Annotated in this window: 16 protein-coding genes; 6 read left to right on the top strand and 10 right to left on the bottom strand. The window is 62.2% G+C overall.

What is annotated here, in order from left to right:
• Positions 1 to 87: 87 nt before the first annotated feature.
• Both ACW4DH_RS10540 and ACW4DH_RS10535 read right to left on the bottom strand, forming a co-directional pair.
• Positions 88 to 2,439 (bottom strand): AsmA family protein, encoded by a 2,352-nt coding sequence (locus ACW4DH_RS10540; RefSeq protein WP_459636355.1) that lies wholly within the window; start codon positions 2,437 to 2,439, stop codon positions 88 to 90.
• 11 nt (positions 2,440 to 2,450) lie between these two features.
• Positions 2,451 to 2,891, bottom strand: a complete 441-nt coding sequence (locus ACW4DH_RS10535) for an acetyl-CoA sensor PanZ family protein (protein WP_459636354.1) — start codon at positions 2,889 to 2,891, stop codon at positions 2,451 to 2,453.
• Between the two features lie 157 nt (positions 2,892 to 3,048).
• Between ACW4DH_RS10535 and hisB the strand changes: the two genes are divergently transcribed.
• The 4 genes from hisB to hisF all read left to right on the top strand — a co-directional run bounded on the left by hisB (position 3,049) and on the right by hisF (position 5,931).
• On the top strand, positions 3,049 to 3,642 hold the full coding sequence (gene hisB, locus ACW4DH_RS10530) for an imidazoleglycerol-phosphate dehydratase HisB (RefSeq protein WP_459636353.1): 594 nt from the start codon (positions 3,049 to 3,051) through the stop codon (positions 3,640 to 3,642).
• A gap of 30 nt (positions 3,643 to 3,672) precedes the next feature.
• Positions 3,673 to 4,314, top strand: coding sequence for an imidazole glycerol phosphate synthase subunit HisH (hisH, locus tag ACW4DH_RS10525; protein WP_459636352.1), 642 nt, complete (start codon positions 3,673 to 3,675; stop codon positions 4,312 to 4,314).
• A gap of 85 nt (positions 4,315 to 4,399) precedes the next feature.
• Positions 4,400 to 5,155, top strand: coding sequence for a 1-(5-phosphoribosyl)-5-[(5-phosphoribosylamino)methylideneamino]imidazole-4-carboxamide isomerase (hisA, locus tag ACW4DH_RS10520; protein WP_459636351.1), 756 nt, complete (start codon positions 4,400 to 4,402; stop codon positions 5,153 to 5,155).
• Positions 5,156 to 5,157: 2 nt separating this feature from the next.
• Complete coding sequence (gene hisF / locus ACW4DH_RS10515; protein ID WP_459636350.1) at positions 5,158 to 5,931, top strand: imidazole glycerol phosphate synthase subunit HisF; 774 nt, start codon at positions 5,158 to 5,160, stop codon at positions 5,929 to 5,931.
• 72 nt (positions 5,932 to 6,003) lie between these two features.
• Here the strand turns inward: hisF and ACW4DH_RS10510 are convergent, their stop codons facing one another.
• On the bottom strand, positions 6,004 to 6,600 hold the full coding sequence (locus ACW4DH_RS10510; protein ID WP_459636349.1) for a YjaG family protein: 597 nt from the start codon (positions 6,598 to 6,600) through the stop codon (positions 6,004 to 6,006).
• A gap of 30 nt (positions 6,601 to 6,630) precedes the next feature.
• A complete protein-coding gene (locus ACW4DH_RS10505) occupies positions 6,631 to 6,927 on the bottom strand; it encodes an MGMT family protein (RefSeq protein WP_459636348.1) in 297 nt (98 codons plus the stop codon).
• Positions 6,928 to 6,995: 68 nt separating this feature from the next.
• Here ACW4DH_RS10505 and ACW4DH_RS10500 point away from each other — a divergent pair, with 68 nt between their 5' ends.
• Entirely contained in the window at positions 6,996 to 7,688 is a 693-nt protein-coding gene (locus tag ACW4DH_RS10500; protein ID WP_459636667.1) for a type 1 glutamine amidotransferase, read from the top strand.
• On the opposite strand, the gene mnmH is transcribed toward ACW4DH_RS10500, so the two are convergent.
• The 6 genes from mnmH to ACW4DH_RS10470 all read right to left on the bottom strand — a co-directional run bounded on the left by mnmH (position 7,685) and on the right by ACW4DH_RS10470 (position 14,200).
• Positions 7,685 to 8,785, bottom strand: coding sequence for a tRNA 2-selenouridine(34) synthase MnmH (gene mnmH, locus ACW4DH_RS10495; protein ID WP_459636347.1), 1,101 nt, complete (start codon positions 8,783 to 8,785; stop codon positions 7,685 to 7,687). The two genes, ACW4DH_RS10500 and mnmH, sit on opposite strands and share 4 nt — an antisense overlap.
• Positions 8,782 to 9,819, bottom strand: a complete 1,038-nt coding sequence (gene selD / locus ACW4DH_RS10490) for a selenide, water dikinase SelD (protein WP_459636346.1) — start codon at positions 9,817 to 9,819, stop codon at positions 8,782 to 8,784. Before selD ends, mnmH begins: the two co-directional genes overlap by 4 nt.
• Positions 9,820 to 10,092: 273 nt before the next feature.
• Complete coding sequence (gene radA / locus ACW4DH_RS10485; RefSeq protein ID WP_459636345.1) at positions 10,093 to 11,466, bottom strand: DNA repair protein RadA; 1,374 nt, start codon at positions 11,464 to 11,466, stop codon at positions 10,093 to 10,095.
• A gap of 111 nt (positions 11,467 to 11,577) precedes the next feature.
• On the bottom strand, positions 11,578 to 12,033 hold the full coding sequence (locus tag ACW4DH_RS10480; protein ID WP_459636344.1) for a copper resistance protein NlpE N-terminal domain-containing protein: 456 nt from the start codon (positions 12,031 to 12,033) through the stop codon (positions 11,578 to 11,580).
• Positions 12,034 to 12,134: 101 nt separating this feature from the next.
• Positions 12,135 to 13,232: an alkene reductase gene (locus ACW4DH_RS10475; RefSeq protein WP_459636343.1), complete on the bottom strand. Its 1,098-nt coding sequence runs from the start codon at positions 13,230 to 13,232 to the stop codon at positions 12,135 to 12,137.
• Between the two features lie 80 nt (positions 13,233 to 13,312).
• Positions 13,313 to 14,200 (bottom strand): AEC family transporter, encoded by an 888-nt coding sequence (locus tag ACW4DH_RS10470; RefSeq protein ID WP_459636342.1) that lies wholly within the window; start codon positions 14,198 to 14,200, stop codon positions 13,313 to 13,315.
• A gap of 108 nt (positions 14,201 to 14,308) precedes the next feature.
• On the opposite strand from ACW4DH_RS10470, the gene hisC reads away from it, so the two are divergent.
• A complete protein-coding gene (hisC, locus tag ACW4DH_RS10465) occupies positions 14,309 to 15,376 on the top strand; it encodes a histidinol-phosphate transaminase (protein WP_459636341.1) in 1,068 nt (355 codons plus the stop codon).
• Positions 15,377 to 15,633: the final 257 nt, after the last annotated feature.

The following is a 15,633-nucleotide window of genomic DNA, read 5'->3' as shown; positions in this document are numbered from 1 at the left end:
GCCCCCGCTTTACCGCGCGGCCCGGAGAAGGCCCCACATAAAAAAGCGCCGACTTACGTCGGCGCAGGGACTGGCTTAGGGCTTTGCTCACTTGAATAGACCCCGCAAGGTATCGCGAAGTTCCTCGGTGGTGCCTTCGCCTAGGCGTTCATCGATCTTTTTTGCCGTATCCCCTCCCAGGCGCTCGTCGAGTTCTTCATTGATACGCTCGGACGCCTTGCGAGATGCCTCTTCTCGCGCCAGTTCCCCCAACGCGTCCTGGAATGCCTGGCGATCGAAAGCACACCACTCGCGGGGCTCGCCTTCCAGGCTGCCTTCGCAATGCACCGGAATGCGCAGACGTTCGAGGCGTGGGTTGACCTTACAGGCGTTTGCATCAGCGGTATTGATAAAGCGTGCAAAAGCGTCATAGGCAAGCTGTTCGGTCACCAGGTTCACGCGGCCCTCGCCGGTCAGTTCGATACCCGGGATGCGAATGGTCAGGTCATCGTTTTTAGCCACACCGTTCGTAATCTGGACGGTCGCCTCGATCTGCTCGAATTCGGTGTCTTGACTCCAGTCGCGCGTCGACTCGCGCCCTTCGAGCAGGGCTACCGCCGTACACATTTCACGCGACACGTTGACGTCGAGCATCGCCCCCTGAGTGATACGCAGCGAGGCATTGCCGTTGAGATTGCGCAGCAGAGTCTCAAGGGTATTGGTGCGCGACGTGAAATCCCCCTCCAGGTTCAGGCGGCCGCGTAGCGGTGAGGTTTCACCAGTGGCATTCTGATAAAGCGGCGCGATATCCACCCCGCGCAGTTGTTCGCTGAAAGCCAGTCGAACCGGATCCTGGCTCACATCCATGTTGCCGGTAGCGGCAAGCGTGCCGTCGTAGAGGTTGGCGCTCAGCGTCTCGACACGATGCCGGCCTTCTGCTCCCTTGAGGGCCAATGCCACATCATTCAGCGCCAGTCCCTTGACGTTGAGCTGCTCAAGCGTCAACTGGCCATCCAGCGTCAGGTCTTGCAGCATTTCGACCGGCAGCAAAGCACCGTCCTCCTCCTCGGCGGCCACAGCCGTGGCAACCCCCGGCGCGCTGGGCAGCGCCGCAGTCACGGCAGGCTCCGATGCGGCCGGGGGTGGCAGATAGGCATCGAGATCGAGCCGGTCGCCCTGCAGGTCGAATGTCAACGATTGCCCTTCGAAGCCCGCACCCAGGCGCCCCGTGAATGTCGAGTCGTCCAGCACCAAGCTGAGATTGGTCAGCGTCGCCTGGGTCAGATCGCCACGTAACGGGCTGGCCAGGGCCAGGTCGGTAAGCGCCTCGTCATTGGCGGTCTCGACAGGTATCCCCAGGCGCTGCATCCAGGCGCGAAGCGACAACGGCGCAAGCTTCACCTGACCGGAGTACTGCGGCGACTCGAGCAGTTCGGTAAAGGTCAGCGCCGCGGAGAGGCGCAGATCATCCGGCCCGCTGAGCAACACGTCACGCAACTGCGCCGTCTGTTCGGCAAGATCGGCATCGGCTGCAAAGCTCAGCGTCAACGCCAGTGGTGCCTGCTGCAGTCGAGGGTGAGTCAGATCTGCGTCGAGCCTGGCGCCATCGATGCTGTATAGCTGCTCCTCGGTATCGGCAGTGAGATTCTCGGCCTGGATATTCAACGTCTGGGCCTGGTCGGACAGCTCCGGCACATTCGTCTGCGTCTTGAGCGCCACGTTCTCGAAGACGTAGCGTCCATTCGTCAGCCCTAGGCGCACACGACTCGCGAAGTCGACATGGCTGTTCAGATTCGGCTGAGCGCTGGCCACATCGAAGGTCATCTGCAGCGGAAAGGCACTGTCTGGATTGACGTTGGTTCCCTCAATGGACAGATCGGTAAACCGGAGATCCAGCCCTTGCTGCCGGTCTTGATAGCTGACCTGACTGTTGCGCAGCTGCACACTGTCGATATCCAGCGCCACCGGCAGGCCGGCGGCCTCGTCATTCTCCGCGGGGCTGGCGGCGGTCGGCGTCAGCGCGGTTTCGGCCTCATCGCCACTGCCCTGCATATGTTCCATGAGCCCGGCCCAGTTGCCACGCCCCTGGGCATCGCGCTCAAGATTGAGCTGCAGACCGTCCAGCGTGATGCCGTCCACGGCCACCTCGCCGGAAAGCAGCGGGGCAAAGGCCATGCTGGCCTCGGCGCTGTCGAAGGCCATGAACGGTGCGGCGTCGAGAGGCTGGTCGGGCAGCCAGGCGGCGGCCTGCTCCACGCCGACGCCGATACGCGGGTAGAACGACCACGACAGCGGCCCCTCGAGTCGCAACTCGAGCCCGGTCTGGTCCCGTACGGCCTCGATCAGGCGGGGCTTGAGATCATTGGGGTCGAAAAAGGTGGTGATGTACACCACCGCGCCGACGACGATCAGGGCCAATACCCCGACTGCCGCCAGCAATGCTCTTACCAGCGCTTTCATCTGCGTCCTCCCTACGGCGCTAACGGGTTGAATTCGAAATAGGTGCCTCGCGCGTCCAGGCGATAGCCCAGCCGCGATAGCAACAACTGATCCCCGATCATCAACGCCTCGGCGGGTACACGCAGTACGCAATCATTTTCCCGGGCAGCATCCGCAATCAACGCCAACAATCGCGAGCCGACGCCTCGGCGGCGAGTCGTCGCTCTTACGCAGAAATGTGACAGCCACCAGACATGTCCTTCGCGACGCAGGGCCACAGCGCCCAGGCGCCGGTCATTGAAGTGGGCGCAACAGAACGTGCCGCCCTGCTCCAGATGATGGCGGACGAAGTCCTCGGCCGCCGCCGGCAGGCGCTCCGACGATGCATCGTGATAAATTCGTGAGAGATCCAGCGCAATCTGGGCATCCGCTGCCCATTGCGCGTGATCGACATTCTGTAGGGTAACCGGCATCCCCTGAGCCTCCTGTCGGCGGGACGGCAGAATATGGCCGTCCGTCATTGACCGGCATTGTAGCGGATGGCCTAGCCGATTCACTATAATGTCGGGTCCGGGAGCAGCGTGGAACGGCTGTGGCCCAACGACACGACCAAGCCGCTGGAGGCCCAACATGTCCGAGCGTATCGCCACGGTGTCGCGCGACACGTCCGAAACTCAGATTTCGGTACGTGTTAATCTCGACGGCCAGGGCCGTTTCCAATGCGAGACGGGCGTGCCCTTTCTCGACCATATGCTCGACCAAGTAGCGCGCCACGGCCTGATCGACTTGGATATCGTCGCCAAGGGCGACCTGCATATCGACGATCACCATACCGTCGAAGATCTGGGCATCACGCTGGGGCAGGCCTTCGACCAGGCGATCGGCGACAAGCGCGGCATCCGTCGCTATGGACATGCCTACGTCCCGCTGGACGAAGCGCTATCCCGGGTGGTTGTCGACTTTTCCGGTCGCCCCGGCCTGTTCATGGATGTCGAGTTCACGCGTGCCACCGTCGGCCGACTGGAGACCCAGCTGTTCTGGGAATTTTTTCAGGGCTTCGTCAATCATGCCCGGGTCACGCTGCATATCGACAACCTCAAGGGGTTCAATGCCCACCATCAGGCGGAAACCATCTTCAAGGCATTCGGGCGTGCGCTGCGCATGGCCGTCGAGCCGGACCCGCGCATGGCCGGGCAAATGCCTTCCACCAAGGGCAGCCTGTAACCGGCCTGCCCGACAGGACAAGGAGCGAGCATGACGATCGCCGTTATCGATTATGGCATGGGCAACCTGCACTCCGTGGCCAAGGCGCTGGAGCACGTGACCCATGAGCATGTAGTGATTACTCGTGATGCTCGTGAGATACGCGGCGCCACCCGCCTGGTGCTGCCCGGTCAGGGCGCAATCCGCGACTGCATGGGCGAACTCGAGCGCACCGAGCTCAAGGGCGTGGTACTCGAGCTGCTGGCTGCGCAGGCCAAGCCGTTGCTGGGCATCTGCGTAGGCCAGCAAATGCTGATGGATGATAGCGAGGAGAGTGGCGGCATAGCGTGTCTGGGATTCATGCCCGGCACGGTCCGTCACTTCGGCCAGGAGCTGCGTGATGCCCAGGGTCAGCGCCTCAAGGTGCCGCACATGGGCTGGAACCGCGTCGTTCAGCGCCAGGCTCATCCGCTGTGGGCGGGGATCGAGGACGAATCACGCTTTTATTTCGTGCATAGCTATTATGTCGATGCCCACCACCAAGCCGACATCCTCGGCAGCACGGAATATGGCGGTATTCAGGCCCATGTCGCCACCGGACGCGGCCCGGTGTTTGCCGCGCAGTTCCACCCTGAAAAGAGCGCCAGTGCCGGACTGCGGCTGCTCGAGAACTTTGTCACCTGGTCACCCTGAGCCCCGTTCGCGACAGCGCCCGGCCACGAGACTTCTTACACATGCAGGATCGCGTCGCTCTGCGTCGCGCCAACGAGGACACGACATGCTGGTCATCCCCGCCATCGATCTCAAGGACGGCAAATGCGTCCGCCTCAAGCAGGGCCGGATGGACGATGCCACGACGTACGGCGACGACCCGGTCGCCATGGCGGCGCGCTGGGTCGAAACCGGCGCCCGCCGTCTGCACCTGGTGGATCTCAACGGCGCCTTCGAAGGCCAGCCGGTCAATGGCGCGGCGGTAACCGCCATCGCCCGGGCCTATCCCGAGTTGCCGATCCAGATCGGCGGCGGCATCCGCAGCGCGGCGACCATCGAACACTATCTCGAGGCTGGCGTTTCCTACGTCATCATCGGCACCCAGGCAGTCAAGGAGCCCGAATTCGTCACCGAGATGTGTCGGCTCTTTGAAGGCCATGTGATCGTCGGCCTGGACGCTCGCGACGGCTTTGTCGCCACCGATGGCTGGGCCGAGGTCTCCAAGATCAAGGCCACCGAACTGGCCAAGCGTTTCGCCGACTCCGGCGTGTCCTCGATCGTCTACACCGATATCGCTCGCGACGGCATGATGCAGGGCGTCAACCTCGAAGCCACGGTGGAACTTGCCCGCGAGGGCGGCCTGCCGGTGATCGCCTCGGGCGGCGTGACCAACCTCGACGATATTCGCGGCCTGGCACGGGTCGCCGATGCCGGCATTCTCGGCGCCATCACCGGGCGCGCCATCTACGAAGGCACTCTCGACGTCGCGGCGGCCCAACGGCTATGCGACGAACTCAACGCCACCGCGACAGGGGATCATTAACCATGGGCCTGGCCAAACGTATCATTCCATGTCTCGATGTCGATGCGGGTCGAGTGGTCAAGGGCGTCAATTTCGTGGGTATCCGCGATGCCGGCGACCCGGTGGAAATCGCCAAGCGTTACAACCAGCAGGGCGCCGACGAGATCACCTTTCTCGATATCACCGCCAGCCATGAAGACCGCGGCACCACGGTCGACATGGTCGGCCGCATCGCCGGCGAGGTGTTCATCCCGCTGACGGTAGGCGGCGGCATTCGCAGCTGCGAGGACATTCGCACCATGCTCAACGCCGGTGCCGACAAGGTCTCGATCAATACCGCCGCAGTGACCAACCCCGACTTCGTCCGCGAGGCCGCCGAGCGCTTCGGCAACCAATGCATCGTGGTGGCCATCGATGCCAAGCGGGTCAGCGCCGAAGGCGAACCGCCGCGCTGGGAAATCTTCACCCATGGCGGGCGTAAACCAACCGGTCTGGACGCCATCGAATGGGCCAAGAAAATGGTCGCCTACGGTGCCGGCGAATTGCTGCTGACCAGCATGGACCGCGATGGTACCAAGGCAGGATTCGATATCGGCGTGACCCGCGCCATCAGCGACGCAGTGAACGTGCCGATCATCGCCTCCGGCGGCGTCGGCAATCTCGATCACCTGGTGGCCGGTGTGAAGGATGGCGGCGCCGACGCGGTGCTCGCCGCCAGCATCTTCCACTTCGGCGAGTACACGATTCCCGATGCCAAGCGCCACATGGCGGAAAGCGGCATCGAAATGCGCCTTTGAGGATGAGGTAGCCATCTGCGAACGCCGTCCATGCCCGGCGTTTTCGCTTATGCCTCTGGAACAAGTAAACGGTTAATCCAGGCTCAATCCCAGATTGCTGACGCCTTGATTGCGTCCTAGTCGCTGCAGCGCCTTCAAGGTGTCGCGTTCAAGCTCTCCCTCGACCATGGCCAGTACCGTATCCTGAAAGTCATACTCGTCGATCATCAGCTCATGTTCGCGAATGCGCCTTTCGAGCCGCTCGGCATCGTCTTCTTCGTGGCCCTCGGTCATCTCGACCAAGGCACGTACGCCATCGCGCGATACCCGGCTGACATCCAGCGGTGCGTCGGGGGTTTCCCCCTGCAAGGCGTCGAGGATCGCCGACAGCGCCATGACCGCCTCGACGGCGCGGCGCGCGCCGAAGCTGTCGTCCTCCTCGGGAGGTTCAAGCAGCGCGAGCTTCTCCGCCTGCTTGGCGAAATCTATACGCGCCTGGCTGACCAGCAAGGATTCCCAGACAAGCTCAAGAATACCGCGCAGCGCAGCGGCATCGCCCTGCCCGTTGGCCTGGCTGTACAGTGCATAGTTGGGCAACAGCCGCTGAGTCAGCGTCGCCATGTAGGCCAGCCGCCGCCGCTTGTCGAGCTGGCGCAGGCGTTCATTGAAACCCGTCTGGGGTCGGCTCATATACCGTGTTCCTTTGCGTTCTGATCGAATTCAGGGCCACATCAGGACGGCAGGCACACGTCCTGCGCCCTCGAAGACAACTCCCTCGGCCCGCAGCTTCTCGCGCTGACGCACCGCCCCTTCATGTTCGGTGACCCGCCGACTGGCATTGATCACCCGGTGCCAAGGCAGACCGTGACCGGCAGGCAGGTGGCGCATGGCACTGCCGACCATACGTGGCGTCGCCCCGTCGGTCATCTTGGCGATACGTCCGTAAGTCGTCACCCGCCCCGGCGGAATCTGCGCGACAATAGTGTATATCTGTTCCAGCACTTCACGACGCGGCATGCCATACTCCCAAGCCAAGGGCGATGCAGCACTGGACGTCGCCACCCGCCTTATTCATCATGGTTATCATGCATATCTACTTTCTTCAGCACACTCCGTTTGCCGGTCCTGCCCGACTTGCCGACTGGCTGACCGGTATGGGACACAGCTATAACACCAGCCATCTCTATGCGGGCGAGATGCCGCCGCGCTTCGAGGATTTCGATGGCCTGATTGTGCTGGGTGGCCTGCCAGGTACTGGCGACACGTCACCGGCCTGGCGCAAGCGCGAGAGCAAGTTGCTCAGCCGTGTGCTCAAGAGCGGGAAGCCGCTACTGGGCGTCGGTGATGGCGCCCAGTTGATCGCCGAGACTCTCGGCGCCATCGTTTCTCCCGGCACCTATGCCGAAACCGGCTGGCACGCCATTACCCTAGCTCCGGAAAGCCCCTTCGACCTGCCCGAAAGCTTCGAGGCCTTTCATTGGCATCGCGATATCTTCGGCCTGCCCGACGACGCCCTGCCGCTCGGCTCCAGCGATGCCAGCCCGGTACAGGGCTTCGCCTGGGACAGGGGACGCGTCGTGGCCCTGCAGTGCCATCTGGAAATGACCCCCCAACTGGCCGAAGCCATGATGGCGCAGGATCCCGAGACTCAGCGGGCCGGAGGTCCTTTCGTACAGGACCGCGAAGAGATCCTCGCCACACCGCAGCGCTTCGATCGGCTAGCGTCGTTGCTCGATCGTGTCATGATGCACTGGCTTGCGCCCCTGCGTCCGGCTTAGGCGCGTTGTGCGACGGCCTCCTCCGACCACTGCCGGGCGAACGCCAGACAACTCTCCCAGTCGCCCACATGCAGCGCCGCTTGAGGATAACGCTCGAGCTGATAACGATACATGGGGTCGTAGTATTCGGTGAGCAGCGGCGCCAGCCATGCTTCGTGCGCCTGACGGTTGCCCGCGACGTGCTCGCGAAAGGCCAGCGCCTGTAACCGCTGCAGCCGCTGCAACCTCGCGCCCCCCAGACGTTTTCTAAGCCGCGCCAAAGCACTCGATAGCTGCTTGCGCATCAGCGCCCAACCCAGCCAGTCGCCATACTGATGCCGGTAGACTGCCCAGAGATCATCAATGTAATCCTTGCGAATCTGATCGAGCCGCCAGTCCAGCGGCATTTCCACGCGCACCCGCGGTGCCTGCTCCATGCCCCGCCAGAAGGTCAGCGGAATGTTGGCGCCGCCGATATGGCGTGATTCGTCCTCGACCACGCAGGCATGCGGCGTTTCGAGCAGGCGTCTGCCGATGGCATGTTCGAAATCGATCTGCACGGGGGCCTGAAGGGGATGGCGGCCAAACGCGGAACCCTTGTGGCGGGCACAGGCCTCCAGATCAAGCCCGGTCTCGAGACGCTGAATCAGCTCCGTCTTGGCACATCCGGTCAACCCGGCCACCACCAGCAGTGGACGTTCGGCGGCGGCATCCACCCGTTGGCACAGCGCTTGGCGCATGGACTTCCATCCGCCCCGGATACGGGGAATGTCGATGCCGGTATCCGCTAGCCACTGCTGAGCCAGTTGCGAACGCAGGCCACCGCGGAAGCAGTACATCACCGCCTCCGGATGCGCCTCGATCGTCTCGCGCCAGGCTTGCAATCGCTCGCGCCGGATCCCGCCCGAGACTAGACGATTCCCCAACTCGATGGCCGCGGCCTGGCCGGCCTGCTTATAGGTAAGCCCCACCTGATGACGCTCCTCGTCATCCATCAGCGGCAGGTTGACGGCGCCAGGCAACGCTCCCTGACGGAACTCGACCGGCGCACGCACATCGATCAGCAAGCGACCCTCGCGCAGCAGCTCTACATCCGGCTCGATCAGCGCTTGCTTCACCCGGTGACCTCGATTAACGCCTCGCCTCTCGGCCTGACGCACTCGCCAAAGGCTTCCAGGGTTAGCCCATGGGCTCGGCCGATACGCTCCACATCATCGGCCCAGGCCGGATCTACAGCCAGCAACAGGCCCCCCGACGTCTGCGGGTCGCACAACCACTGCCAATGCGCCTCATCCATCTTGGGCAGGCTGGTTCCCAGCGCCTGTCGGTTACGCTCGGTTCCGCCGGGCAGCGCACCCTGCCGCCGATACGCCTCCGCCTCCGCCAGCCGGGGCAACTTGCCGAAATGGATATGCGCCGCCACGCCACTTGCCGAGCAGACTTCGCTGAGATGCCCCGCCAGCCCGAAACCGGTCACGTCGGTCATCGCATGCACACCCTCGACGCGAGCCAGTTCGGCACCAATAATATTGGACTCGAGCATGGTGTTGCGTGCCAGATCGTGATGCCCGGTCTGGAGCAACCCGCGCTTTTCGGCGGTGGTCAGCATGCCTACGCCCAGCGGCTTGGTGAGATAGAGCAGATCCCCCGGCTTGGCACCCTTGTTGAGCTTGAGATGGTCGAGATCCACCAGCCCGTTGACCGCCAGGCCGAAGATCGGCTCCGGCGAATCGATCGAATGCCCGCCAGCCAGTGCCAACCCTAGCTCGCGGCATACCGATTGGGCCCCCGAGATCACATCCCCGGCGATATCCGCCGGCAGCTTGTCGAGCGGCCAGCCGAGAATCGCTAGCGCCATCACCGGCGTGCCACCCATGGCATAGACGTCGCTGATGGCATTGGTGGCAGCGATGCGCCCGAAGTCGAAAGGATCGTCGACGATGGGCATGAAGAAATCGGTAGTGGCGATCATGCCACGCCCGTCGCCCAGGTCGTAGACCGCCGCATCCTCGCGGCCCTGGTTGCCGACAATCAGATTATGGTGGGTGGCCCCGGGGCCGGCCTTGGCCAGGATGCTGTCGAGAACATCCGGCGCGATCTTGCAACCACACCCGGCTCCGTGGCTGTATTGGGTCAATCGAATGGCGCTCATCGCTCTCTCCTTGCTAATCCTGATGGCATTTTACATAAGCCGCGCAGCGGCAGCTGAACAATCCCGGCGTCACCCTCTTTCAAGCGCGTTTCTGCATTCCATGCCGCCCCGGCTGTTTCCGACAGCACCCTGTCCCTCCGCCCCCCGGGATGGTGACCGCCGATAGGTGCTGCAGCGCTCTAAACATGAAGTCTAGGGGGTCGGCGGAAACTCGGCGAGACATTGGACATATCGTGTGCCCCAATGGACATGCCACTCTGTGCAGTTGCGCAGTTATAGCGCCTCCAGCGCTTCGGTCAGCTTGTCCACGGCAATCACCTGCATCCCCGGCGGCGATTTCTTGGGCGCATTGCCCCGCGGCACGATGGCGCGGGTAAAGCCATGCTTGGCGGCTTCGACGATACGCTCCTGTCCACTGGGCACCGGGCGTATTTCTCCCGACAGGCCGACCTCGCCGAACACCACCAGCTCGCGCGGCAGCGATCGGCTCTGCAGACTGGAAACCACCGCCAGCAACACCGCCAAATCGGCGCTGGTCTCGAGTACCTTGACCCCGCCCACCACGTTCAGGAAGACGTCCTGATCGCCGGTAAACAATCCGCCATGCTTATTCAAGACGGCAAGCAACATGGCCAGGCGGTTCGGGTCGAGCCCTACCGCCACGCGCCGGGGATTGCCCATTGCCGAGTCATCGACCAATGCCTGCACCTCGACGAGGATCGGCCGCGTGCCTTCCCAGACCACCATCACCAGACTGCCGGGGGCCTGTTCCTCGCCACGCGAGAGAAAGATGGCGCTGGGATTTTTCACTTCCTTGAGGCCGTGTTCCAGCATGGCGAACACACCCAGTTCGTTAACCGCCCCGAAGCGGTTCTTCTGCCCGCGCAGGGTGCGAAAGCGCGAGTCGGCGCCGCCTTCGAGCAGCAGCGAGGCATCGATCATGTGCTCCAGTACCTTGGGGCCAGCCAGCGTACCGTCCTTGGTGACATGCCCGACCAACAGCAGCACGGTATTCGATTGCTTGGCAAAGCGCGTCAGGGCAGCGGCGGACTCTCGCACCTGCGCCACGCCACCAGGCGCCGAGCCGATATCCTCAAGATGCATGGTCTGGATGGAGTCGATGATCAGAATGCCGGGGCGCTCGCGCTCGGCGACAGCGAGCACCGTCTCGACGCTGGTTTCGGCGAGCATCTTCAGCCCGCCCACCGGCAGTTGCAGACGATGGGCTCGCATGGCCACCTGGGAAAGCGACTCCTCGCCGGTGACGTACAGCACCCGGTGCCCCTGGGCCAGTTTGCAGGCGACCTGCAGCAGCAGCGTCGACTTGCCGGCACCGGGGTTGCCCCCCAGCAGCACTGCCGAGCCAGGGACCATGCCGCCCCCCAGCACGCGATCGAACTCGCCGAACGTTGACGACAACCGCGGCACTTCGGTCAGATCCACCGCCCCCAGGTCCACCACCTCGCGCGAGACAAGGCCGGCATAGCCGCCACGCCCCGTCGCGGCGGGGGCTGCGCCCGGGCGCGATGGGGCAAGGCGCACCTCGGTCAGGGTATTCCATTCACGACAGCTTGAGCATTGCCCCTGCCACTTGGTGTACTCCGCACCACACTCGGTGCATACGAAGGCGCTCTTCGCTTTTGCCATGCTGGCGTCTGCTCTCCTGCCGACACACGCCGGCTCAAGGGATAATGCGGGTGAGACGGAAACACGCAGGGCGGCCAATGGCCGCCCCGTTCATGCTCCTGCAATTCCGCTTTACTGGCGCTGCAGGCGCAACGTCTCGCCATTTTGGAAGCGCCGACGCTGCGGATCGATCAGTTCCAGTGTATCGGCATCGATCTTCTGGAAGTAATATACCTGACCTTCTCCGCTCGGCGTCAGTTCATAGACGGTCGCCTGAGGATCGATGGCAGTTCCGGTCAGCACATCCCACTGCCCCTGGTACTCCTCGGCGGGTGGATTCTGAGGATGCTCACGATAATCGGCATTGAGGGTGAAGGTACGCTCATCATCGGGCGCAGCCTCATCACCGTGCAGACGCACGGTAAGATCGATCCCCGCACAGCTCCGACACGGCAAGGTGCCTTCGTAAAGCGCGACATTCTCCGCGTCGGGGGTGGTGACGCCAGCGCCCCCTTGTGGAGATTGTGCGGCGCAACCCGCTAACACTGCCAACATGGCGGAACCGGCCAGTAGCGTCCTGATCTGCATATTAGTCCTCCTAACCAATGGGCCATGGACCGCTTACGCGTCCACCTACCTGACAGGATAGCGATAAGCGGTGCCTGCGGACACCCCTGGTCGATATTGCCTCACGACAAAGTAGGATAGTCGATGTAGCCTTCGGCGCCGCCACCATAGAAAGTGCTCGGGTCCGGCTCGTTCAGTGGCGCCTGTTGGCGGAACCGTTCGACCAGATCCGGATTGGCAATATAGGGCCGCCCGAACGCCGCCGCATCTCCCAGGCCATCGCCAATCAGCTTTTCGGCGCGTTCCGCAGTGTAATGGCCACAATAGATCAACGCTCCCTGGAAACGGTCACGGACGGCACGTCGGAACTCATCGTTCAGTTGCGGCCCTGAGCCGGTCCAGTCGGGTTCGTTGATATGCACGTAGGCGATCTTGCGCTGAGACAACTGCTCCATCAGGTAATAGGTCATTTCCTCGGGCTCATCGTCGGACAAGCCGAAAATCTCGATGAACGGCGACAGGCGAATACCGACCCGTCCCGCGCCCATGACTTCACTGACGGCATCGACAACTTCGAGTACCAGACGGGCACGATTGACCAGGTTTCCGCCATAGCGGTCGGTACGCTGGTTGGAGCCGGTGGCTAGAAACTGCTGCAGCAGATAAGCGTTGGCGGCATGGACTTCGACCATATCGAAACCGGCTCGCTTGGCCCGCTGTGCGGCCTGGCGATAATCTTCGATGATACCGGGAATTTCGTCGGTTTCGAGCGCCCGCGGCGTACTGGTCGGGTGCTGACCTGCGCTGCCATCCTCAAACTCCACGAAGCATTTGGCACCCTCGGCACGCAAGGCGCTCGGCGCCACCGGCTGTTGCCCGTCGGGCTGGATCATCTCGTGAGAGATGCGTCCCACGTGCCAGAGCTGCAACGCCATGCGGCCGCCGGCGTCATGCACCGCTGCCACGACCTTTTTCCAGCCCTGTTCCTGGGCATCGGTCCAGATGCCTGGGGTATAGGCATACCCTTGGGCGGTGGGCGAGATATTGGTCGCTTCGCTGATGATCAGTCCCGCATCGGCGCGCTGCGAGTAATACGTCGCCTGCATGTCGCCGGGGATACTGTCGGGAGTGCGCGAACGTGTCAGAGGCGCCATGAGCACCCGATTGGGAAGTTCAACCTGGCCCAAGGTGACGGGCGAAAGCAGCTTATCGAAAGACATAAGATTTCCTAGTGGAGTGCACGATGCCTATAAGATGCGGCCATTAGGATACTAATCAAGTGGCTGTATGCTTGAGGTTTTCAACTGGTTTGATAGTAAAAGATCATCGCCAGGATCAACGGCATGATGACTAGACTGCCCAGATTGCCGATCAGCACTAGCGAGGCCACCTTGTGGGGTTCTTGATGATACTGCTCTGCCAGAAGGTAATTGAGTACTGCTGGCGGTAAAGCCGCAAACACCCAAAGAGACGCTGCCTGTAAGCCATGCAGGCCGAGCCAGTGAATCAGTGGCCAAGTCAGCACCAGACCACTGAGCGGACAGGCAATGGCACCGAGTATCCCGATCTTCCAGTCACTGAAATCGACATCGAGCAGACGTACGCCAAGTGCGAATAACATCAGAGGAATGCTCACCCCGCCGAGCATATTCATCGCCTCCAACAGCCAGGCCGACAACGGGATCTCAGCGATATTCACGACCAATCCCGCCAGGCTGGCAAACACAATGGGCATACGCAGAACACGCCACAGCGGTGTTCTGGGATCCAGCATGTAAAGCCCAACCGAAAAGTGCAGCAGCATTTCGATGATGAACAGCACTACAGCTGCGGGTAACGCCTCCTCCCCAAAGGCAAGTACCAGCAGCGGTATCCCCATATTGCCGGTATTATTGAACATCATCGGTGGCAGGAAGGTTTTCAGGTCCAGACGCAAGGCACGTGCCAATGGCCATAACAGCAGGCCCGACCCAAGCACGATAATGACTGCAGCGAGGGCCAGCGACGTATAGTCCTGCAAGGGAGCCTGACGATCCGCCAACACCGCGAACACCAGTAGCGGAACGAACAGTTCCATGTTCAAGGTGTTGAGTCCTCGAATATCTGGTGTCCGGAAACGTCCGTACAACGTACCGCAGCCGGTAATCAGGAAGACGGGCAACAAGGTCGAAAGTATCTTGGCAAGCATGGCGGCATCCGGCCGAAGCAAAGCTAGCAGCCTAACATGACCGCTCTTGCGCGGCCTGCTCGCGCACGTCACCATGACTAAAAGTCTATCCCACCAGTGCGAGCCATCATGAGCAAATTCTGGAGTCCCGCGATTCGCGAGCTGACCCCCTATGTCCCCGGTGAACAGCCACGTGAACGCTTGATCAAGCTGAATACCAACGAGAACCCCTATCCGCCGGCCCCAGGCGTTGAACAGGTACTGCGTGAGTATCCCACCGACCACTTGCGCCTCTACCCGGACCCCGACGCCACGCTGCTGCGCCAGGCACTGGCCGAGATCTACGGGGTCGCGCTCGATCAGGTATTCGTGGGCAACGGTTCCGATGAGGTATTAGCGCTGGCGTTTCAAGCCTTCTTCCAGCAGCGCAGGCCGCTGGCAATGCCCGCGATTACTTACAGTTTCTATCCGGTCTATTGCAAGCTGTATGGCATCGATTACCGTCTTGAGTCGCTAGACGCCCAGTGGCGCGTGCCGCTGGAGGCGTTCACCAACGATGAGGGCGGAGTGATCTTTGCCAACCCCAATGCCCCGACCGGACATGGCTATACCCGTGATGCGATCGCCCACCTTCTCGAGCGAGTCACCGATAGCGTGGTGCTGATAGACGAGGCTTATGTGGACTTCGGCGGCGAAAGTGCCGTACCGCTTGTCAGCCACTACCCCAACCTGCTGGTCACCGGCACCTTCTCGAAATCGCGCAGTCTGGCGGGACTACGTCTAGGGTATGCCATCGGTTCGCATGAACTGATCGAGGGGCTGGAGCGAGTCAAGAACTCATTCAACTCCTATCCTCTCGACAGCCTGGCCATTGCCGCCGGTGTCGCAGCGCTGCGTGACACTGAACACTTCGACGCCTGCCGTGAGCGAGTCATGACTACTCGCGAGCGGACGCGTCAGCAGTTGGAAGCACTAGGATTCGACGCCCTACCCTCCCAAGCCAACTTTCTCCTGGTCCGTCACGCCGATTTCGATGCAGGAGAAATATTCACTGGCCTACGCGAACGCGGCATTCTGGTAAGACACTTCGACACCCAAATCCTACGCGACTTCATGCGTATCACCATTGGCACCGATGATGAGATGGATAGCTTGATAGAAGCCCTGGAGACCATGTGCCGTCCATTGACGCAATGAATCGGTAGAGGCACCCAAAGCCCGACATCCCGGGCTTTGGTAGGCAGGCGCGGCCTGGTGCCCACAAGGGCAAAGGGGCCACCTCCCACGAGGCGGGGCCGACGCATGTCCGACGAGGGCGGCCTGCCGGCAATCGCCGCGTCGGGGCCCCAGACGACAAAACCCCCGGCCTCGGGGAGGACGGGGGTTTCGGAAGAAGTGCCTGACGATGACCTACTCTCGCATGGGGAGACCCCACACTACCATCGGCGCTGAGC

The organism is Halomonas sp. WWR20 (genome assembly GCF_054602495.1).
Note: the sequence above shows the minus strand (reverse complement) of the source record. Positions and strands in the feature narration are given on the sequence as shown.

Coding starts and splice junctions, on each gene's coding strand:
- ACW4DH_RS10540 (WP_459636355.1), bottom strand. CDS start 2,439: ATGAAAGCGCTGGTAAGAGCATTGCTGGCGGCAGTCGGGGTATTGGCC.
- ACW4DH_RS10535 (WP_459636354.1), bottom strand. CDS start 2,891: ATGCCGGTTACCCTACAGAATGTCGATCACGCGCAATGGGCAGCGGAT.
- hisB (WP_459636353.1), top strand. CDS start 3,049: ATGTCCGAGCGTATCGCCACGGTGTCGCGCGACACGTCCGAAACTCAG.
- hisH (WP_459636352.1), top strand. CDS start 3,673: ATGACGATCGCCGTTATCGATTATGGCATGGGCAACCTGCACTCCGTG.
- hisA (WP_459636351.1), top strand. CDS start 4,400: ATGCTGGTCATCCCCGCCATCGATCTCAAGGACGGCAAATGCGTCCGC.
- hisF (WP_459636350.1), top strand. CDS start 5,158: ATGGGCCTGGCCAAACGTATCATTCCATGTCTCGATGTCGATGCGGGT.
- ACW4DH_RS10510 (WP_459636349.1), bottom strand. CDS start 6,600: ATGAGCCGACCCCAGACGGGTTTCAATGAACGCCTGCGCCAGCTCGAC.
- ACW4DH_RS10505 (WP_459636348.1), bottom strand. CDS start 6,927: ATGCCGCGTCGTGAAGTGCTGGAACAGATATACACTATTGTCGCGCAG.
- ACW4DH_RS10500 (WP_459636667.1), top strand. CDS start 6,996: ATGCATATCTACTTTCTTCAGCACACTCCGTTTGCCGGTCCTGCCCGA.
- selD (WP_459636346.1), bottom strand. CDS start 9,819: ATGAGCGCCATTCGATTGACCCAATACAGCCACGGAGCCGGGTGTGGT.
- radA (WP_459636345.1), bottom strand. CDS start 11,466: ATGGCAAAAGCGAAGAGCGCCTTCGTATGCACCGAGTGTGGTGCGGAG.
- ACW4DH_RS10480 (WP_459636344.1), bottom strand. CDS start 12,033: ATGCAGATCAGGACGCTACTGGCCGGTTCCGCCATGTTGGCAGTGTTA.
- ACW4DH_RS10475 (WP_459636343.1), bottom strand. CDS start 13,232: ATGTCTTTCGATAAGCTGCTTTCGCCCGTCACCTTGGGCCAGGTTGAA.
- ACW4DH_RS10470 (WP_459636342.1), bottom strand. CDS start 14,200: ATGCTTGCCAAGATACTTTCGACCTTGTTGCCCGTCTTCCTGATTACC.
- hisC (WP_459636341.1), top strand. CDS start 14,309: ATGAGCAAATTCTGGAGTCCCGCGATTCGCGAGCTGACCCCCTATGTC.